We start from the raw sequence: 21040 nt of genomic DNA, 5'->3' as shown, positions 1-21040 counted from the left end.
CCCTCAGTTTTAATTTCTTTCTCTATATTATTATCCAATTGCAGTCGTTCCCAAACCTCTCGATGTGTACCTTGTAGCGTATCATCGAACGAATCCTCGATATGCAGGCAATAACTTGGGTTAACGGACGAAGCGTACAAGTCTAACATCAGTTCGGCATGATTTGGATACATACAAATTGGCCCCTTTCGACACGTCGGCTTGACTACATCCTCAGTATACAAAGGAAACATAAAGAAAAATCGGGGAAATCGTTAACATTTTATGAATCTTGTAAACGCTTTCACAAACTTTATGTGGATGTCAGTGGTTCACACGTCTGTCTGTACTGCTCGGCTCGTTTCGCATATTTGTTGACGGTCCGTTCCATGATGAAGCGATCTTCGTCGTTAAGCGGACGGACGACTTTGGCAGGGACGCCCATGACCATGACGCCTTCCGGAATTTGCATGTTCGGTGTGACGAGAGCACCAGCGGCGATGAACGAGCCCTTCCCGATTTTTGCACCGTCGAGAACGGTGGCATGCATCCCGATGAGACAACCTTCTTCAATCTCACAGCCGTGAATCATCGCCATATGTCCGATGGAGACGCGGTCATGAATGACTGTCGGGGAACCTTCATATTGGTGGACCATCGATCCGTCTTGGATATTCACGTAAGAACCGATGCGAATCGGTCCCTCATCGCCTCGAATGACCGTGTTGAACCAGACGCCGGAATGGGCGCCGATGGTGACATCACCGATCACGTGGGACCCAGGTGCGAGAAAAACCGTCTCGTCAACTTGCGGCATCAATTTGCCTAATTTGTACTGCATAAGTGTAACCCCTTTCAAACAGATATGCTTTCATTGTCGCATAAGTTGAAAAAGAAATTGCGTCTGAAAGATTATTCTTGTTAAGATAGTAAAAATACGTAGGAAAAAGGAGACACATAGATGGAGAAACAACATTTGATCGACATCGCGGCGAAGAAAAAGAAAGCAGCGGTCGTCTTTAAAGATGTGGCGGTCATCGACGTCTACAGTCGTGAGACGATTCGCACGGATGTCGCTATCGATGCGGGATACATCGTGGCCATCGGAGACGGTTACGAAGGGGAGACGGAATACCACGACCCGTCCTGGACGCTCGCACCGTCGTTCATCGATTCACACGTCCATATTGAATCATCGATGGTACCGCCTCACGAGTTCGCCAAGGCGGTCCTGCCGCTCGGAGTCACGACAGTCATCGCCGATCCGCATGAGATTGCGAACGTCAACGGGGCGCTCGGAATCGAGTATATGTTGGCGGATGCCAAAGGCTTGCCGCTCGATGTGCGCATGATGCTCCCAAGCTGTGTGCCGGCGACACCGTTCGAGCACGCAGGTGCGAAGCTATACGCCGAGGACTTGGCACCGTTTTTAGGAGATCCGGGCGTACACGGTCTCGGCGAAGTGATGGACTATCCGTCCGTCGAGTCGGGTAGTGCGGATATGCTTCAAAAGATCGCCCAGACAGAACTTGCCGGAAAAGTCGTCGACGGTCATGCCTCAGGTCTTGGCCCGGATCAGTTGAATGTGTATCGCACGGCCGGCATCATGACCGATCATGAGTGTACGACGGCTGAGGAGGCGCTCGAACGGGTGCGTCGCGGCTTTTACGTTCAAATTCGTGAAGGGTCGGTTGCCCGGAACGTGGAAAAAGTCAGCCGGGCCATCACGGAGAGCAACGCCCACCGGTTCTTATTCTGTACGGACGATAAGCATTTGGACGATCTCGTCGTTGAGGGTGGGATCGACTACAACATTCGCATGGCGATTAAACAAGGCGTCAAGCCAGAGACGGCCTATGCCGTTGCTAGTCTGCACGCGGCCGAGGCGTATGGACTAACCGACGTGGGTGCTATCGCCCCGGGCAAGCGCGCGAACTTTGTCATCTTGTCAGACGTCGAATCGGTAACGATTGACACCGTCTACGTGAACGGGAAAGTCGTCGCTAAAGATGGTGAGGCGACGTTCGAGGCTGACGGGATTGAAGTGCCGAAACCGATGAAAGGTGAGCTGAAGCTGCCGGACTTGACGGATGATTCGTTCCGTTTGGCCGTGAAGGAAGAAGCGGTCGATGTGATTCAAGTATTGCCGAATAGTCTCTTGACGAAGCGACAGCGTCTTGTCTTCACACCTGACGCGTCCGGAGCCGACCTCAAGCAAGATATCGCCACGCTCGCCGTCATCGAACGCCACCACGGGACGGGTCATATGGCCCTCGCACCGGTAACCGGTTTCGGCTTGAAACGAGGGGCGCTCGCGGCCACGGTCGCGCACGACAGCCATAACCTCGTCATCGCCGGGGTGAGCCCGGACGATATGTTGCTCGCTGCCGAGACGCTTGAAAAAGTGGGCGGTGGGGTCGTCGCGGTGTCAGAAGGCAAGGTGCTGGCCGTCTTACCGCTTGAAATTGGTGGACTCATGACGAAACGTCCTTATGCGGAAGTGGCGGACGTGCTCGAACAGTTGAACGATGCGCTCGACGTCGTCGGGGCCCATCGTCACTTCAACCCGTATTTGACGATGTCGTTCCTGGCGCTTCCGGTCATCCCGGATTTGAAATTGACCGATATGGGACTATTCGACGTGACGACGTTCTCATTCATCGAGTCGTAAGTCAGTCTAACGTATGATTTTTGTTAAGAACGACCCGAAACGATTGAACGGCTCGGCTTAAGTTGGTATAGTTACGACAAGTTTCATCGGTACAAATGGAAAGGGGGGATATAACAGATGGAACAAGTTGCTTACAACAGGTCGTATGATGAACATGAGGATTTGATCAATTCTGTGTATCGTGCCTTCCAGGATCGATGTGAAGAATTGCCTGACGAGACGCGGACGAAACGGCGGTTGCGTCAACTCGTCTTACTGACGATTAAAGACCATACATCGTCACACGCCGAACGATTCGTCTTGTATCATTTCTTTAGTGATTTCTTTAAAGCGGTCGAGTCTGACGATCAAGCCGCACTCGCTGTGTTAAAACAAATCATCCGAGATGAAAAAAACTATTGATTAGTCACTATGACCTATGATAATTTAGACGTAACTTTAAATGAATATTCGTGCTATCGATGAGGTAGAGGTGCGATGCTGATGAGTAAGTAGTCCGAGGATGACAACGGTGAAGACTACAGAAAGGCAAGATCGCCGAAGTGTAAAGTCATGTCTCTGACTTTGTGCTGGGCTGACGGGAAATACCCGTCAGACTGCCATACATATTTACGTATGGAGCGCTCCAAGTCGGCTAAGAAAGACGGAACATCCAGCGAGGGTGTCGGCTTTGTTGCCGATGCCCTCGCTTTGCGTTTTTTTAAGCATAGGGGGGCCTCATCTCAAATAGAAGAGGAGGAAATCAGCATGGTAGATTATTCAACTTCGGTACTATCACTCGTACCGGCTTTACTCGCCATTATTATGGCCATCACAACACGGAAAGTCATTCCGTCACTCGGTGTCGGGATTATTGCAGGGGTCTTATTGCTTCACAATTTTAACCCGCTCGAATCGATTCAATATTTGTGGTCGAACGTCATCGCCTTATTCTGGGTCGACGGAGCCATTAATGAATGGAACGTGCTCTTGATTGCGTTCTTGCTCTTGCTTGGGATTTTGTCATCGATCATCCAAACGTCGGGCGGCGCCCGCGCGTTCGGAGAGTGGGCCGCTTCAAACGTCAAGACAGCCCGCGGTGCTCGTCTCGTCTCGTTCGGACTTGGGATTTTAATTTTCATCGACGATTACTTTAACAGTTTAGCCGTCGGGAACATCAGCCGACCGCTCACAGACCGTAAAAAAGTATCACGTGCAAAACTCGCCTACATGATTGACTCGACTGCCGCACCGGTCTGCGTCATCAGCCCGCTCTCGAGTTGGGGAGCTTATATCATCGCCATCATCGCAGGTATCCTGGCGAAGTATTCGATTGATAGCTACTCATCGTTCTCAGCGTTCATCCAAATCATCCCGATGAACTTCTACGCGGTATTCGCGCTTCTCTTGACGGCTTACGTCGCCTACACGGGACTTGCTATCGGACCGATGCGCACACATGAACTCCGTGCCCTCCAAGGGGAGCTCTACGATACATCGAAAGGTGCACCGATGGGGATGAGTGAAGACTTGAACGAACATGAAGGCGGAAAAGTACGTGACTTGATCGTTCCGATTATTGCCTTGATTATCGCGACGGTGTCGGCCATGCTCTACACGGGCGGACAGGCGCTTGCCGCTGACGGTCAGAGCTTCTCGTTGATCGGAGCGTTCGAATCAACAGACGTGACACGTTCACTCGTAACGGGTGCTGTCATCAGCTTGATTGTTGCCCTCTTATTGTTGATTGGCCGCAAGATTCCGGCGAAAGACTATGGACAAGCGACATGGGGCGGAATTCGCGCCATGTGGCCAGCCGTGCTCATCTTGTTGTTTGCTTGGACGATTATCGCCGTCATCGGTGACATGAAGACAGGTGACTACTTGGCAAGTTTCGTTACGGATTCGATTTCACCGTCTTACTTGCCGTTCCTCTTGTTCATGATCGCCGGTCTCATGGCGTTCTCGACAGGAACGAGCTGGGGAACGTTCGGTCTCATGCTTCCAATCGGAGCCGATTTGATTATGGCAGTCGAGCCGGAACTCTTGCTTCCGACACTTGCCGCTGTTCTCGCCGGAGCGGTGTTCGGAGACCACTGTTCACCAATCTCGGATACGACGATTCTCAGTTCGACGGGTGCCGGATCGCACCATATAGACCACGTGTTGACGCAACTTCCATACGCGTTGATTGCGGCTAGTGTGTCGGCGGTCGGATATTTGGTCCTCGGTATCTCAGGCTCGATGTGGGTCGGATTCTTCACGGCACTTGCGACATTCGTTGTCTTGCTCGTCATCGCGCAAATCATTTCAAAACGTGGACGCGTACCAGCCGATATGCGGGCTGAGCGCGAAGCGTAATCATCTAGATAAGGGACGTACCACAACTTCGTGGTACGTCCCCTTTTTTTGCGTCACAACGGCATAGCCCCAACAAACAAACCCTACCGCAAGCAAGCGGCAGGGTTTGTGGGTTAGTTGACGTCCAACCATTTGAAGCTAGCGTCAGCTCCGAACGGGTGGCGGTACATGTTTTCGATGTTTGAACGCTCAAGGTAAGCTTCACCTTTTTGGTAAATCGGTGCGATCGCGAAATCATCTTCGAGCAAGATGCGTTCTGCTTCTTGCATCGATTCCCAGCGTTTCATTTGATCGGCTTCTTGTTTCGCGCCTTGAATCAACTTGTCGTACTCGTCGTTCGAGTAAGCCATGCGGTTGAACGGACCGTCTGTGACCCACATGTCGAGGTACGTCATCGGATCTTGATAGTCAGGACCCCAACCGGCAGCGGAGACGTCATAGTCGCCAGCACCTTCAAGTTCAAGGAAGTTTTTGAACGGCTGTTGCTTAATGTTAAGTGTGAGGCCAGGAAGGTTCTTCTCGAGCTCACCTTTGATATACTCGTTGACTTTCTTGAACGCTTCTTCGTCACGTGAGAGGAACTCAAGTTCGATTGTCTCGACACCGAGTTCGGCAAGACCTTTCTCCCATGCAGCTTTCGCCTCGTCGACGTTATAGCTTTGAAGGTCTGGATACTTCTCGCGGAAGTCAGCTCCATCTTCTGTGAACGTGAAGTCTTTCGCGACGATATAGTTGGCCGGCTGTGAACCGTCCGTCAAGATGACGTCTGTGACGCCTTGCTTATCGAAGCCTTTTGCGAGTGCCTCACGAATGTTGACGTTTTGAAGTGATTCGTTCTTCTGGTTGAAACGAAGGAAGTTGATTCGTGCGTCGGCACGTGTCTTGAACTCATCCGAGTCTTGGAATTGTGGAACGAATTCAGATGACAAGAGCGTGTAATCGACTTCGCCCGATTCGAACAAGTTGACGCCCGTCGCGACTTCTTTAACGACCTTGACGTTGATCGTATCCATCTTGACGTTTTCAGCGTCCCAATACTCAGGGTTCTTTTTATAGACCCAACCTTCATTGTCTTGCCAGCTATCTAACACGTATGGTCCGTTGTAAAGTGTCTTATCGACAGCTGTCGCAAACGACTCGCCTTGTTCTTCGACGAACTCTTGCTTTTGCGGCATGTACGTCGGGAATCCTGTCAACCCGAGGAAGTAAGGGGCAGGTGCCTCCAATTGTACTTCGAGTGTCTTCTCATCGAGCGCTTTCGCGCCAAGCGTATCGAGTTCTTCTTCGCCTGCGAGAATCTTATTGGCGTTTTTCAAATCTTGAAGGATATACGCGTACTCGGCACCTGTCTCAGGATTGAGGGCACGTTTCCATGAGTAGACGAAATCTTCAGCTGTGACCGGTGAACCGTCTGACCAGTTCGCGTCACGCAATTTGAAGGTGTATGTAAGTCCATCTTCTGAAATTTCTACGTCTTCAGCAATTCCCGGTACCGGTTGGTTATTTTCATCCAGACGATACAGTCCCTCGAAGACGTTGTTCGTCACGATGATTGACGTCGAGTCCGTTGTGAGCGTCGGATCGAGCTGTGGTAAATCTGTCGCCGAGACGAGCGTGATTTCCTTTTTCGCATCACTTGATGAAGATCCTTCAGACGAATCTGTTGTTTCTTCTCCGCCGCCACATGCTGCTGTCGCAAGCAAAGCGACACCCGATAAAGCTAACCATTTTTTGTTGCGCATTGTGTTACCTCCCGAAAATTCTGATTGTTTCGAATATATTGCAATTAAACTACAAACAAGATGAATGCGCAATAAAATTTTTTAAATTATTCGAAAATATAAACATTAGCAAAATACCTATCTAAACACCATTAGTTTCAGTAGAATAAGGAAATCATCGAATGATTATACATTATCGATGTATAGTTATTCGTCAGACGTCAACTTTTTGTGGAGGGTTTTAAATGAAGTCACAGTCAGCCGGAATCGGCTTTTTTGGGCTTGCTGCCATGGTCGTTGGAACGATGATTGGCGGAGGCGCATTTAATTTACCGGGAGCGATGGCACAAGGTGCTGGAGTCGGTTCGGTGTTAATCGGATGGACGATCACCGGTATCGGGATGGTCATGCTCGCGTTCGTGTTTCAATTTTTAGCCAATACACGTCCTGAACTTGAAGGTGGGATTTACGCCTATGCGAAAGAAGGATTCGGCAAGTTTGTCGGATTCAATAGCGGGTGGGGCTACTGGATGTCGGCGTGGATCGGGACGGTCGCGAACATCACGTTAATCTTCAGCACGCTCAGCTACTTCTTCCCGATCTTTTCGGCCGAGCACCGGACGTTCCGCTTACTTATGAGTGCGGTCGTCATTTGGGGGCTGTTTTGGATTATCTCGCGCGGGATGAGAGAAGCGGCGCTACTCAATATCGTCACGACGATCGCAAAACTTGTACCCATCTTTTTGTTTATTGTCCTCATCTTGTTTGCGTTTCGAATCGATACGTTCCAAATCGACTTCTGGGGTCAATCTGGATTCAGCTGGTCACAAGTGTTCCCGCAAGTGAAGTCGACGATGCTCGTGACGCTTTGGGCGTTCGTCGGGATTGAAGGGGCGGTCGTCCTATCATCACGGGCTCGTCATAAACGAGACGTCGGTCGGGCGACGGTGATCGGACTCGTTGGAACGCTTGTCATTTATATGATGATCTCGATTTTATCGTTCGGGGTGATGACCCAGGAACAACTCGCGGCACTTTCGGAACCGTCGATGGCGTACGTGCTCGAGGCCGTCGTCGGACCGGTCGGTGCGACCATCATCAATATCGGACTCCTCGTCTCGCTCTCGGGTGCCCTGCTCGGGTGGACGATTCTCGCGACGGAGATTTCGTACGTCGCCAGTCGTGACGGCGTGTTCCCGAAACTGTTCAATCGGCTCAATCGAAATGAGACGCCGGTGAGCGCCTTGTTCATCACACAAGCGTTCACGCAACTCGTCACCATCATCGCTCTCTTCTCGGAACAGACGTACTTGGTGCTCTCGAGCATCGCCGGCATCGCTGCGCTCGTGCCGTATTTGTTCTCGGCCTTGTTCGGTTGGAAAGAGGCACGGCGGACCGGAACACGCTCGATGCTCGTCATGTCCGGGATTGCGACCGTTTATGCGGCCTGGCTCCTTTATGCGTCAGGTGTCGAGTATATGCTCATCGCCATGATTTTGTACGCGCCGGGCGTGTTCGTCTTCATGTTGGCCGAACGCGAACAAGGCCGGCCGTACCTCAGCCGGTTGCAATACATGATTGCGGTCGTCATCCTCTTGGCAGCCACGTACGGTGTATATGGACTATGGACGGCGACAATTAGCCTATAATAAAAAGTCATCGTACGTCGGGAGACGCGCGATGACTTTTTTCATTGACTGTTGTCCGTCAATAAGCGAACGACTTCAATTGGAGGAAGCGGCTTGGCGTACAAGAACCCTTGGAACGAGTCGCAAGCGGTTTGCTTCAAGTGGTCGAGCATCTCTTGGTCCTCGACACCCTCGGCCACGACGTGCAGATTCAGGCTCTTGCCGAGGTGGACGATGACATCGAGTAAGTGTGACTTCGACGTCAACCAATCATCGAGGAAGACTTTATCGATTTTTAGCTCGTCGACCGGGAACGACTTCAAGTATTGCAGTGACGAGAAGCCGGTCCCGAAGTCGTCGATGGATAGGCGATAATCGAGACGTTTGATTTGATCCATCCGGGCGATAATCTCGTCCGTCTGCTGCATGACGAGACTCTCGGTAATCTCGAGGATGATGTCGGACGGGTTCAAATTGAGCTGTTGCTTGATATTACGGAGCGTATTGATGAAGCTGTCGCTCCGGAATTGATTCGGTGAAATGTTGACGGCCATCGACAACGGGCGATCGACGAGTTGCTGCCAGACTTTCAACTGTTTGGCCGCCTCAAGAATGACCCAGTTGTTGATTGGGACGATGAGTGCCATCTCCTCGGCGAGTGGGATGAACTCTGAAGGTGGGATCTGTCCAAGTTCATCATGATGCCAACGGAGAAGCGCCTCGAACCCGATGAGCGTGTCAGTCTTTAACTCATATTTTGGTTGATATTCTAAATAGAAGTGTTTTTCTTCAAGTGCTTGATAAAGTGCTTTCTCGATATGGATTTGACGGGAGAACGCATCGTCCATATCTTTCGTGACGAACTGGATTGTCCCGACACCGATTCGTTTGCCTTTGAACAGGGCGCTCTCGGCGCGCGTGTACAGTTCTTCTAATGAAGACGTGGCGGACGGATAGAAGACGCACCCGATGGAAATCGATACCATGATGGAGTGATGATAAATCCGGAACGGACGCTGCAATTCATGTTGCAGTTGGCGCAGCAACTGGAATACTTCTTCTTTCGACTGTTCAAAGAAAATCAACCCGAACAAGCCACCCGACGGATGGAACATGACGCTCGTCTCAGGCAAGAACTGCGCAGCCCGGTCCTTGATTTGAAGGAGCAATTCGTTGCCGACGCGTGAACCGAACGATTCATTGATGATTTTGAAGCGATCGATATCGAACAATGCGACGTGAACCAAGCCATCTCCTTGATCGACATCCGTCAACACGTGGCTGTACTGACGGAGCCATCCTTTCTTGTTCAAGAGTCCGGTCAAGTCGTTATGGTACGCGAGATAATTGACCTCTTGCTCGAGTCGCTTTTTATCTGAGACGTCAAAGCCGAAGGCGGTATACTGTACGATTTCGCCTTCATCACTCAAAATCGGGACGACCGTCAAATTGAGCCAACACATGTTGCGGACATGCCGCTCGGAACGGACGGGCATTTCACCGTTCCAGATGCGGTCGGTCGTAAGTGCTTGAAGCACGTCCTCGGCGATCGGGTCATTCTCGAATGACGGATGGATGAGCTCGAACCAATTACGACCGATAAATTGGTGGTCGGGGGCCCCGATCAATCCGCATAGCAACGAATTGATTTCTGTAATCTCGCCGTAAGCGTTTGTTGCCAAATAATACGTCGATTGTTCAATCATCGCTTGAAAGTGGTGAAGCAGATTGAACTGTTCCGTGCTGATGAGCGGACTAAACCCTTTCGGTAAAAAGGCTAAAAAATAGCCGGTGAAATCGTTGATGGAGAAGGATTGTAAATAGGCGGTCGCATAGACGACCGAACCGTTTTTATGTTTGAACGGCGTCATCGCCGTCGTCGAGAACGGATATTGAAGGAGCAGTGGCGACCACGTCTCGAGCGTATGCTCTAAGTGCTGGACGACCGGGAGTGGGTGGTGAAGGACCTCGTCCCGTTCCCATCCGAAGAGCGTTTCCGCATGCTCGTTCCAAAGAAGGACGTTGCCGTCGAGGTTGATGTAACAGCATGGGACAGATAAAGCATCGATGAACTCGTCAATCGGCAAATCGCGCAATGAAGCCACAGCATTTCCTCCAATCTACATCAAATGAATCGTACTCTACGTTCAGTGTACCTTATTTTCCCAACCCGAGGAATGGGCAAGTTGGTCGTTGTCAAAAGAAAGACGGTCATCATATACTGAAGGAGTAAGATAGTTTTTTGATAAGGGGGAAATCAAATGTCAAAGACACAAGAAGTGATTGAATTGACAGAGAAGTTCGGGGCGCACAACTATCATCCACTCCCAATCGTCATCTCGGAAGCGAAAGGGATCTGGGTGACGGATCCAGAGGGGAACCGCTACATGGATATGTTGAGTGCCTATTCGGCCGTCAACCAAGGTCATTGTCATCCGAAAATCATCCAAGCGCTAAAAGATCAGGCGGATAAAATCACGCTGACGTCACGTGCGTTTTACAATGATCAACTCGGTCGTTTCTACAAAAAAGTGGCAGCGCTTACAAACAAAGAGATGGTGTTGCCGATGAACACGGGTGCGGAAGCAGTCGAAACGGCTGTCAAAGCATCACGTCGCTGGGCGTATGAAGTGAAACAAATCCCAGGCCAAGCGGAAATCATCGTCTGCTCGGGCAACTTCCACGGCCGGACGATGGCAGCGGTGTCGATGTCGACAGAAGCGGAATATCAACGCGGATTCGGGCCGCTATTGCCAGGGTTTAAAGTCGTGCCGTACGGTGACATCGATGCGTTCGAGGCGGCTATCACTGAAAATACGGCGGCGTTCATTGTCGAACCGATTCAAGGCGAAGCCGGGATCATCATCCCACCGGCTGGTTACTTGAAACGTGCCAGTGAGCTCTGCCAGCAGCATAATGTCTTGTTCGTGGCCGATGAGATTCAATCGGGGCTCGGTCGCTCAGGTAAATGGTTCGCCATCGAATGGGAAGATGTGGAGCCAGATATGTATATTCTCGGAAAAGCGCTCGGGGGCGGCGTGTTCCCGGTATCGTGTGTGGCGGCCAATGAAAACGTCTTGAGTGTATTCAATCCAGGCTCACACGGTTCGACGTTCGGAGGGAATCCGCTCGCGGCGGCCGTGTCGATCGCGTCACTCGAAGTGTTAGAAGAAGAGCAGTTGCCACAACGTTCCCTCGAACTCGGGACATATTTCATGGACCGTTTGAAATCAATCGACAATCCGCTCATTAAAGATGTGCGCGGTCGCGGTCTGTTCATCGGGATCGAATTGACGGAAGCAGCCCGTCCATACTGTGAGGCGCTTAAAGAACGTGGCCTGCTCTGCAAAGAGACACATGAGACGGTGATTCGATTGGCACCACCACTCGTCATCACGAAAGAGGAGCTCGATGAGGCGTTCGAGGCCATCTCGGCCGTGTTCGCACCAGCAGCTATTTCGTGATTGCGCATCGCTTGTTATAATGAATACAGACTTAAACACCTGTCTCGCGACGTGCTCGCGGCAGGTGTTTTTTTGAAGGGAGACGGGGCCATGCTCTATGTATACGTCGGCTTGGCGGGAGCGCTCGGTGCCTTGGCACGTTATGGGATCGGAACAGGCATCGAGACGTTTTGGATCGGTATGTTTCCGCTCGGGACGCTGCTCATCAATTTATCAGGCAGTTTCGCGCTCGGTTGGCTGACACACTTTCTGTTTCGGTCCGGACGACTCTCCCCGAGTGTCGTCACCGCGGTCGGAACAGGATTCATCGGCTCGTTCACGACGTTCTCGACGTTCAGTGTGGAGACGATTGAGTTGCTGGAGTCCGGCGCAATTGGCATGGCCTTGCTCTACGTGACACTAAGCCTTATGCTCGGTCTGTTCAGTTCGTGGCTCGGGTTTTGGTTCGGACGGCGTCGGTTCAAACAGTTCAGGCGAGAAGAGGTGGTGCGATGACGATCGCCATCATTATGCTGGGGGCGTTCTTTGGAGCGATGGCACGGTTTGGCATTGGTCAGCTCGTCAAAACATGGACGACATCTATGTTCCCGTGGGCGACGCTGTTCGTCAATGTGAGTGGGTCGTTTTGTCTCGGCTATTTATATGCGTCGAGTGCCGGCCCGTCGCTCATGCTCGGACTCGGTGTCGGCTTTCTCGGTTCGTTCACGACGTTCTCGACGTTCAAGCTCGAAGTGATGCGGTTCGTCGCCAAAGACTGGCTTCGTTTCGGGATGTATTTGCTTGCGACCTATGTACTTGGTCTGCTGGCGGCCTATCTCGGTTATCATCTGCCATGACAAATCCCTCGGAACACGTTTCCGAGGGATTGTTTTATTCGCTAAGTTGGAGTTTTTCAGCACAAGATGGGCACGTGTTCTCGTAAGACTCGCACTGCTCATCCATCTGTTTCCCGCACTCTTGACACGTCTTGTCCGGTAACTTCCGATAAAATTCGACGGAAGATTCAAGTCGGCTTGCCCATTCATTCATTGTAACTGCCCCCTTTATTTAAGTAACGTAGCTGTTATGTTGTTTTGATTGTATTATAACAGAGGGTGATAAGTCAACAATAATATATAACAGATTTATAAATCGGATTTTGTTAGAATGAGAGTATAGAAAATGAGGTGAGATGGATGAAAGCACCCCAATGCGAAACGATTGCCATTCAGAATGAGGATGTCGGGGTATTACAACAAGCGTTGACCGATCTTGATGCGACGCGGGTCAGTCGATTATTCAAAGCGTTCGCCGATCCGACCCGACTTAAAGTGCTCTACGTGCTCACGCTCGAAGCGGAACTGTGCGTCTGTGACGTGGCGGCCGTGATTAAACATTCGAATGCCACGGCGTCCCATCACTTACGGACATTGCTCGAGCAAGGACTTGTCAAATATCGAAAGGATGGAAAAGTCGTTTATTATTCGCTCGACGATGACCACGTCCGGTTGCTCGTCGAGATTGCGATGGCCCATAGCGCCGAGCAAGATGAGACTGAATCAGGCACGTGAGGCTGACTGGGATTCCAGTCGGCTTTTTTTTCGGTTGTAATTGTGAGGCGACCGCGTTATGATATATTCAAATGAACGTTTGAATATAAAAGGGGCGAAATTAAGATGAAACGAGATGTATTGCCCGTCGAAGGGATTACATGTACGAACTGCGCCGCCAAAATCGAGAAGAGTGTGACGGGAGAGGACAGTGTCGCCGCTTGTCAGATTGATTTTGCGACAAGTCGAATGATTATCGAATGGAATGATTCGAAGGATCATACGGAGACGCTACGGGCTATCGAAGCGTCGATGGCGCGAATTGAACCGGGTGCTCATTTTGTGAAAGATGATGAGGAAGTACCGATGTCGAGTCGCTTGTTATGGCGGTTCGGGATTGCATTCGCATTCCTGCTCGTCGGTCTGTATACCGATTCGCTTGTCGTGTACGGAATCGCCTACGTGGTTGCGGGTTATGATGTCGTCTATGCCGCATTTCGTAACGTATGGCATCGGGAATGGTTTGATGAGAAATTTTTAATGACGATTGCGACGGTCGGTGCGATTGCGATTTCGGAGTATCCGGAAGCGGTCGCCGTCATGCTGTTTTATCAACTCGGTGAGTATTTCCAAGCGAAAGCGGTCCACGCTTCACGGCGGTCGATTCAATCGCTATTGAATTTGAAACCGACACGCGCACGCGTTCTTGTTGAGGGGCGAGAAGTTGAGCAACGACCTGAGGACGTAACGGTCGGCTCCGTCATCATAGTGCGGGCTGGTGAACAAGTGCCGATGGATGGTCAGGTGTTACAAGGGGACAGCTCACTGGATACGGCTTCTCTGACAGGAGAGTCGTTGCCACGCCAAGTCGGGCCTGGTGAAGACGTATTGGCCGGCATGATCAACCTCGAAGGGCGGCTCGAAGTTCGGGTCGAGCGACCGGCTGCGGAGTCGAGTCTTCAAAAGATGATTGCCCTCGTTGAACAGGCGAGCATGAACAAGGCGAAGACGGAACAGATGATCACACGATTAGCCAAAGTGTACACGCCAATCGTCGTCGTTTTAGCGGCTGTGGTCGCGTTTGTCCCGCCATTGTTTGTCGGAAATTTGGAGGAGTGGGTGTACCGGGCTTTAATCTTCCTCGTCATTAGTTGTCCGTGTGCCTTAGTGATCTCAATTCCGCTCGGTTATTTCGGTGGAATTGGTGCTGGCTCGCGGCGTGGCATTTTAGTGAAAGGCGGCGAGTATTTGGACGTCCTCGCCGAAGTTGAGACGGTTATCTTTGATAAGACCGGAACGCTCACGACGGGACGTTTTGAAGTGACGGATATTGCGACGAATGGAGAATTGACGAAGGACGAGTTGCTCCAACTTGCGTCCCGAGTCGAGATGGCTTCGACGCATCCGCTTGCAAAAGCAATCGTCGAGCAAGCCGGTCCGGTCGCGCCGTTCGCAACAATCCAAGAAGAGCCGGGTTACGGACTGATGGCTATAGACGGTGAACACCGCATTTACGTCGGTAGTGCCCGCTATATGAAAAAATTGGGCTACTCGATCCCGAAGGAGACGTCGGGGACGATTGTGCATGTCGTGAAAAATGATCGCTGGCTCGGACGAATCGAGTTGAGGGACGAAGTGAAGGCGGATGCGGAACAGACGATTCGTGCGTTGAAACAATACGGATATCGGACAGTCATGCTGACGGGTGATCGGCAAGAGGTCGCGAATGCCGTCGGTTCAGCGATTGGCATCGATGAAGTGTACAGCGAGTTGCTTCCACATCAAAAAGTAACGGAAGTCGAGCGGTTGGCAACAACCGGCAAGGTCGCTTTTGTCGGTGATGGCTTGAACGATGCGGCGGCGCTTGCGCGTGCTGATGTCGGACTCGTGATGGGTGGTGTCGGTAGTGATACTGCGGTCGCAGCAGCTGATCTTGTTCTCATGAATGATGCCCCACACGATGTTGTGGCGGCGATTGATTTGAGCAAAAAGACACGACGGATTGTCTGGCAAAACATTACGTTCGCGTTCGGGATGAAGGCGCTCTTCCTCTTACTCGGCGTATTCGGACTCGCCTCGATGTGGGAAGCCGTGTTTGCCGATGTCGGGGTCGCCTTACTCGCTATCGGAAATGCCGCCCGATTGATTCACGCCAAATAAAAAAACCTCGAGCATGCTCGAGGCTGGGAACCGACTCACTGGGGTCGGTTCTTTTTGCGTGTTTTGAAAATCAAAAATAAAATGACGATAATCGCAGCGCTAAGGAGGATGGCGATGGACGTGAGCGCTTGCATTAGCACATCGATTTGATTCTCCGTCGCAATCAATTGTTTGCGGATGTCGTCATACTGCATCTTTTTTAAGGCACGCAAATCTTCGAGGATCGTTTGGCGCTGATCGGTCATCGTCTCGGCTAGCTCGGTCGCGGCCTCGAGATCGCCGCGCTCATAAAAGACAAGCACTTCGGCGGCGCCTTGCTCCCATATTCCGTCACGGTAAAGCAAATCAATCAGCGAGCTCGGTGTGTGCGGGTCGTTCGTGATCGACGTCTTCAACTCTTCAGCTTGCTGGGACATACTGTAATACGATTCTAAAAAACGCCGGTCTTCGTAGGCGAGCAACCCGCGAATGGCGTTGGCTCGTTCAATGTTAAAATACATGATCTCTTCGATGGCATCATAGGAATCGAGGCGTTGACTATGAATCGACTCGAGTTGATGTCTCGTGTCTCGAAGTTGAAAGGCGAAACTAGCGAGAACGAGGATGGATAAGACGGATAACGAAATGAGTACGGTCAGCCATTTTCGTTGGGACATGGTCATCCCTCCTTCCATACAATCGTACATTATTTACCGATTTCGTCGCAAAATATTTTTTTGGAAAAGGAAAATTTCGGGTAAAGGTATAAAAATATAGTAATGCGTTTCTTGATATCGTTTACAATGATAGAGGAACGATTTTATTCATAAGGAGAATACACATGCCAGAGAACTCATCGTTAATCAAGTTGCACCAAGTCTTGAAAGAAAAACGAACGAACGTCCATTATGAGATTCCGACGTTATGGAACCGGCTGCAATTCGCTTCAGAGCCTGTACGTGATGGGGTCGAACGGGTCAATCCATATGATTTCTTGATCGAGACGATTGAAAAAGCGATTCTTCCCCATGCGGTCGACGGACGGGGTTACCATCAATCGGTCGCCCAAGCGGACGGATATTTGCAAACTGGCGGCGATTGGATCAAGCGGGCATCGGTCTACTCGATGCAAGTCCGGACGTCGACATCATGGGATCATGATGGATCAGGCTATGTCGAAATGGAGAACTCGATCGGCATGAAAGACACAGGGACGTTCGTCAAAACGCTCGCGTTGATTCCGCATCTCCTTTACATGGGAATCGACACGTTGTTCTTATTGCCAATCTCGCAACACAGTCATAAAAACAAAAAAGGCGAATTTGGTTCTCCTTATGCCGTGCAAGACTTTTTTGGAATCGATGAGGAACTGAAAGAGACGTTGACCGGAGACGGCTTGACGGTCGAAGAAGAGTTCGCGGCGTTCGTCGAAGCATGTCACATGGTGGGGATTCGTGTCGTCATCGATGTCATCCCGCGTACATGTGCTCGTGACAACCGACTCATTCTCGAAAATCCGGAATGGTTTTATTGGATTCCGGTGACCGAACTCGATTACTATCATCCGCCGCACGTACCAGGAATTGGTGAGAACGTGAAACCAGAGCATGCTTTCTTACCTATGATTTATGGGTCAGAAGACGTCTGGGCGCACTTACGTCGCTTCTCGATGGCACCGAATCTCGTCGATGCGGACAAGTGGGAGACGGTGAGAGCGTACTTGCTCGAGCATCCAGAAGAGAACTTGCTTGCCGTCATCGAGCGCGAGTTCGGCTTGACGACCGCTCCAGCCTTCTCCGATTGCATCAATGATCCGCAGCCACCATGGTCAGATGTGACGTATTTCCGTCTGTTCTTGGACCACCCGACAGCGGCAGCACCTTACGTGAGCGAAGCGAACTTGGCACCTTATATCTTGTTCGACTCGATCAAATCGAATCAATTCCGAGGCGATCAAATCAACGAGCCGCTCTGGGCGATGCTCGCCGACATCATTCCGCACTATCAGCGTGAATATGGGATTGATGGAGCTCGCATCGACATGGGGCACGCCTTGCCGGTCGATTTGGCGCAACGGATTCTACAGCAACCGCGTGAACTCGACGCCAACTTCAGCTTCATCGCTGAAGAATTGATTGAAATCGGTGCGTGGGCGGCGAAAGAAGCGGGCTATAACATGATTATCGGGTACGGGTTCTATAAAGAGCCACGCTTTGATACACATGAGACGCACCAGTTCGTATATGACTCGCGCTTCTTACCGTTACCGGTGTTTGCGGCCGGAGAAACGGCAGACACGCGCCGTATCGCGACACGAGATGGGGGACGGCAGGCGAGTCGCTTGCTCGCCGTCTTGAACGGCTTCGTACCGAACGGCATCCCGATGACGAACTCTGGACTCGAACTGTATGAGACACAGCCGATGAACACCGGGCTCGACTGCCGACCGGAAGAAGCGTATCAACTCTTCCCGACCGATCCGTACTTTGGAAAGCTTGCTTTCTTCGATGCGTACCAGTTCCATTGGGATCATCCGGAGCGAGACGAGATGATCGAACTGATGCATCAAGTGGCCGAGGTGCGTCGTCGTTGGTTGGACGTCCTCGTCAACCCGAGTCATTTCGAACCGCTCGCCATGGCACATATGGATGCCCCGTTCATCGGCCTCGCTTGGTTGCGTCCGGATACGAACGAGACGCTTCTCGTCGTGGCCAATACGGATATGCACCAACCGTTGCAAGGGAAAGTCCCGCTCGACGGGGTGCGACGCCGCAACTGGAACGCGAGCCGTTTCGCCGAGATGGTGTACTCACCGACGTCATGGCCGTACGCCGAGCATTCGTTCGATGAGAATTGGGACCTGTGGGTCGATTTGAAGCCGGGCGAAGTGAAGATTTATGAGATGAAATGAGCAAATGCCCCGAACCGGATACCGATTCGGGGCATGTTCGTTACATCGTCTTCTTCATATAGTAAATAACAAACTCATCGAGTGGCATCGGTTTCGCATAGCGATAGCCTTGCATCGAATCACAGCCGATTTTCCGTAAGAAATTCTCTTGATACTCGGTCTCGACACCTTCAGCGACGAGTGCCATCCCTAGTTGCCGGGCCATCGCGACGATGGTCGCGGTGACGGTTTGATACTCCCGGTTCTCTTCGAGTTGCATCGTGAACTCGCGCGGGATTTTCAGCTCATCGATTGGATAGCGGACGAGGTAGGCGAGCGAGCTGTAGCCGGTACCGAAATCGTCGATCGACAGTTTGATGCCAAGCGCCTTCAACTCGAGAATCCGTGTCAACACGCGGTCGGATTGATGGGCCGCGACCGTCTCGGTCAACTCGAAGTTAAGTCGGCCAGGTTCAATCGGGAACCGTTCGAATAACGTCGTCAAATATTCGATTAAGTGCTCATCGAACAGTTGGCGGACGGATAGGTTGACCGATAGTTTTGGTAAATCGATATCGCCTTGCTCGAATGCGTACATCAATTGGAATGTTTCATGAATCATCCAGCGGCCGAGATCATGGATATGCCCCGTCTCTTCGGCAATCGGGATGAACTGGCTTGGCGGGATGAAGACGCCATCTCGTTGCCAACGCATGAGCGCCTCGGCCCCGATGATGGCTTTCGTCGAAGCGTCAACTTGAGGCTGAAGATAAAGTGAGATCTCGCCTTTCTCGAGGGCGGTATCAAGCCCTTCCATCAACAGTTTGCGCTCTTCTTTGTGGGCCCGTAATTCAGGAGCGAAAAAAACGGTCTCGTTGCGTCCTTTGTCCTTCGCCTTATACATGGCAAGGTCGGCGTTCGACAGCAAATGCTTGAGCGTCGAACCGTGTTCAGGATAGCGGACGATACCGATGGACGCGTGAATCTCGACGAGCGTCCCGCCCATGAAGTACGGCGGACGATAGACGGAGCGCCGTAACCGTTCGACGAGCATCTCATCGTCGTCATGCTCGGCGACAACGATGAATTCGTCACCACCGAGCCGGCCCGCATACTCGTTCGGCAACAAGGCGCCCCGCAGACGTTTACCGATATGTTGCAACAACTCGTCACCCATATGATGGCCGAACTGGTCGTTAATTTCTTTAAAACCGTCGAGGTCGGAGAACATGAGCGAGAACGGACGTCCTTCCGCGATCAGCCGTTCAATCTGTTCTTGCAGGGCGTAGCGGTTATGAAGCCCGGTTAGACTGTCATGGTTCGCTTGATAATAAATCTGTTCTTGTTGGACGATCATTTGCGTGATGTCCTTGACGATCGCATAGATGCCTTCGACTTCGCCGTCGATAATCATTGGAATATTCATCAACTGCCACACCCGTTTCGCCCCGTCTTCGGTGACGACATCGACGTCGAGCGTCCGGGGGCGACCGTTCGTTAAATCGTGCAACACGGTCGCATAGGCGGACCGGTCTTTTTGTTCGATAATGTCTAAAATGTTGGAGCCAATCAACGTTTCCGTATCATGACCAAGCACCGAGCTGCCGGCCTCGTTCACAGACAACACTTCGCCATGGAGGTCGAACAAGAAAATCGGTTCGGCATGATAGGCGAATAGCGAGCGATACTGTTGTTCGCGAACCTCGAGTTCATGCGCCTTCGTCGTCACCGCGACTTCGAGGTCGGTATTGACGGTATGTAAACGGTGACTGATCAATGCGTTTTGTTTGGCGACGACGAACTGACGGATGAGCAGCAACAAGACGGCGTTCGCCGTCATCGAGTCGAGCACAGATGTGCCGAGCAAACGATCCGAGGCGAGCATGAACAGCATGACGATTGCGCTATAGACGACGTAGTCGAACACGGAGTCATAGACGAGGGCATCTTCTCTCGATTCATCGAACACGTAGCTGATTGAAATGATAAAGATGCTACTCACTTGAAGCAGGTGCACCAACTCATGGCCGATGCCGTTGAAGATGAGCAATTGGTTCAAAATCGAGGCGGTCGTGAAGCCGAGAATGCCGATCAACAAGAGCACACGGAACGTTTGGCCGACCGAGGTGATGCGATTCAAGTACAGGAAGCCGAGCATCATGTAGAGACTAATCAACACCATCTGTTCTTCAAACCCGTTCAAGTGAGCCGCATAACGCCCACCGTCGTTCGAATAAATGAACAGATGCAACGCCCCGATCAACACGAAGCTGAACAAGGCGAAAATGTCGAATGTTCGCAGTTTCAATGTCCGAATTTCAATCGATTGCGTGATGACAATCAGCGACATAATCAAATAAAAAAAGTTCTGAATGAACGGCATATGGTTGATTGCTGTCGATGCGCCAAAATGGTGTCCGACCAAATAAGCGATGAAGCAGACATTGCCGGCGCTAATCAGTAAATGTATGTAGCGTCGCATCCCACGATTTTGAAACACGGCCGTCGCGCTGAAGACGGTCGCGATGAGAGTGACCGCCGTGAAATAGACGAACAAACTCGTCTCTCTCAAGGCGTAAGGGGTGAACAGAATCAATAAAAGTCCGAGAAAAAAGGTCCCGACGAGCAAAGCGGGGACTGTTTGGCGCAACGAGTGGTTGGTCAACTCATGCACCTCCT

The 21040-nt window shown here is 51.3% G+C and carries 16 protein-coding genes and 1 riboswitch; of the genes, 10 read left to right on the top strand and 6 right to left on the bottom strand.

Translation table 11 applies throughout. The features are described from left to right. Positions 1-292: 292 nt before the first annotated feature. Positions 293-820, bottom strand: coding sequence for a gamma carbonic anhydrase family protein (locus KNP82_RS12610; RefSeq protein ID WP_029596089.1), 528 nt, complete (start codon positions 818-820; stop codon positions 293-295). Positions 821-940: 120 nt separating this feature from the next. On the opposite strand from KNP82_RS12610, the gene ade reads away from it, so the two are divergent. The 3 genes from ade to KNP82_RS12595 all read left to right on the top strand — a co-directional run bounded on the left by ade (position 941) and on the right by KNP82_RS12595 (position 4990). After that, positions 941-2650: an adenine deaminase gene (gene ade / locus KNP82_RS12605; protein WP_214756701.1), complete on the top strand. Its 1710-nt coding sequence runs from the start codon at positions 941-943 to the stop codon at positions 2648-2650. A gap of 117 nt (positions 2651-2767) precedes the next feature. After that, positions 2768-3052 carry a hypothetical protein gene (locus KNP82_RS12600; protein ID WP_138859995.1) on the top strand — a complete coding sequence of 95 codons (285 nt, stop codon included), beginning with the start codon at positions 2768-2770 and terminating at the stop codon, positions 3050-3052. Positions 3053-3109: 57 nt separating this feature from the next. Further along, a riboswitch (Lysine riboswitch) is annotated at positions 3110-3284 on the top strand. Positions 3285-3397: 113 nt separating this feature from the next. Further along, positions 3398-4990 carry a Na+/H+ antiporter NhaC family protein gene (locus KNP82_RS12595; protein ID WP_131472933.1) on the top strand — a complete coding sequence of 531 codons (1593 nt, stop codon included), beginning with the start codon at positions 3398-3400 and terminating at the stop codon, positions 4988-4990. Between the two features lie 113 nt (positions 4991-5103). Here the strand turns inward: KNP82_RS12595 and KNP82_RS12590 are convergent, their stop codons facing one another. Further along, on the bottom strand, positions 5104-6732 hold the full coding sequence (locus KNP82_RS12590) for a peptide ABC transporter substrate-binding protein (protein ID WP_131472414.1): 1629 nt from the start codon (positions 6730-6732) through the stop codon (positions 5104-5106). A gap of 224 nt (positions 6733-6956) precedes the next feature. Here KNP82_RS12590 and KNP82_RS12585 point away from each other — a divergent pair, with 224 nt between their 5' ends. After that, positions 6957-8360: a basic amino acid/polyamine antiporter gene (locus KNP82_RS12585; RefSeq protein ID WP_131472416.1), complete on the top strand. Its 1404-nt coding sequence runs from the start codon at positions 6957-6959 to the stop codon at positions 8358-8360. A 41-nt stretch (positions 8361-8401) separates the two neighbouring features. Here the strand turns inward: KNP82_RS12585 and KNP82_RS12580 are convergent, their stop codons facing one another. Next, a complete protein-coding gene (locus KNP82_RS12580; protein WP_214828206.1) occupies positions 8402-10444 on the bottom strand; it encodes an EAL domain-containing protein in 2043 nt (680 codons plus the stop codon). Between the two features lie 156 nt (positions 10445-10600). Between KNP82_RS12580 and KNP82_RS12575 the strand changes: the two genes are divergently transcribed. The 3 genes from KNP82_RS12575 (at position 10601) to KNP82_RS12565 (ending at position 12639) form a co-directional block, all read left to right on the top strand. Beyond that, the gene (locus tag KNP82_RS12575) at positions 10601-11803 is read left to right on the top strand and encodes an ornithine--oxo-acid transaminase (RefSeq protein WP_029596085.1); all 1203 of its coding nucleotides are present in this window, start codon (positions 10601-10603) and stop codon (positions 11801-11803) included. A gap of 90 nt (positions 11804-11893) precedes the next feature. Further along, entirely contained in the window at positions 11894-12298 is a 405-nt protein-coding gene (crcB, locus tag KNP82_RS12570) for a fluoride efflux transporter CrcB (RefSeq protein WP_131472420.1), read from the top strand. Then, positions 12295-12639 carry a fluoride efflux transporter FluC gene (locus KNP82_RS12565; protein WP_029596084.1) on the top strand — a complete coding sequence of 115 codons (345 nt, stop codon included), beginning with the start codon at positions 12295-12297 and terminating at the stop codon, positions 12637-12639. Before crcB ends, KNP82_RS12565 begins: the two co-directional genes overlap by 4 nt. Positions 12640-12673: 34 nt before the next feature. Here the strand turns inward: KNP82_RS12565 and yhfH are convergent, their stop codons facing one another. After that, positions 12674-12832 carry a protein YhfH gene (gene yhfH / locus KNP82_RS12560; protein ID WP_021065246.1) on the bottom strand — a complete coding sequence of 53 codons (159 nt, stop codon included), beginning with the start codon at positions 12830-12832 and terminating at the stop codon, positions 12674-12676. 146 nt (positions 12833-12978) lie between these two features. Between yhfH and KNP82_RS12555 the strand changes: the two genes are divergently transcribed. Both KNP82_RS12555 and KNP82_RS12550 read left to right on the top strand, forming a co-directional pair. Continuing rightward, on the top strand, positions 12979-13353 hold the full coding sequence (locus KNP82_RS12555; protein ID WP_131472422.1) for an ArsR/SmtB family transcription factor: 375 nt from the start codon (positions 12979-12981) through the stop codon (positions 13351-13353). Between the two features lie 105 nt (positions 13354-13458). Continuing rightward, complete coding sequence (locus KNP82_RS12550) at positions 13459-15492, top strand: heavy metal translocating P-type ATPase (RefSeq protein ID WP_131472424.1); 2034 nt, start codon at positions 13459-13461, stop codon at positions 15490-15492. Positions 15493-15527: 35 nt separating this feature from the next. On the opposite strand, the gene KNP82_RS12545 is transcribed toward KNP82_RS12550, so the two are convergent. After that, on the bottom strand, positions 15528-16148 hold the full coding sequence (locus KNP82_RS12545; RefSeq protein ID WP_251128748.1) for a hypothetical protein: 621 nt from the start codon (positions 16146-16148) through the stop codon (positions 15528-15530). A gap of 164 nt (positions 16149-16312) precedes the next feature. On the opposite strand from KNP82_RS12545, the gene KNP82_RS12540 reads away from it, so the two are divergent. Beyond that, a complete protein-coding gene (locus KNP82_RS12540) occupies positions 16313-18382 on the top strand; it encodes an alpha-amylase family protein (RefSeq protein WP_251128747.1) in 2070 nt (689 codons plus the stop codon). A gap of 40 nt (positions 18383-18422) precedes the next feature. Here the strand turns inward: KNP82_RS12540 and KNP82_RS12535 are convergent, their stop codons facing one another. Then, on the bottom strand, positions 18423-21026 hold the full coding sequence (locus tag KNP82_RS12535; RefSeq protein ID WP_242679029.1) for a putative bifunctional diguanylate cyclase/phosphodiesterase: 2604 nt from the start codon (positions 21024-21026) through the stop codon (positions 18423-18425). Positions 21027-21040 lie beyond the last annotated feature (14 nt).

This window comes from Exiguobacterium sp. s26 (assembly GCF_018618235.1).
Taxonomy (GTDB): Bacteria; Bacillota; Bacilli; order Exiguobacteriales; family Exiguobacteriaceae; genus Exiguobacterium; species Exiguobacterium chiriqhucha.
Note: the sequence above shows the minus strand (reverse complement) of the source record. Positions and strands in the feature narration are given on the sequence as shown.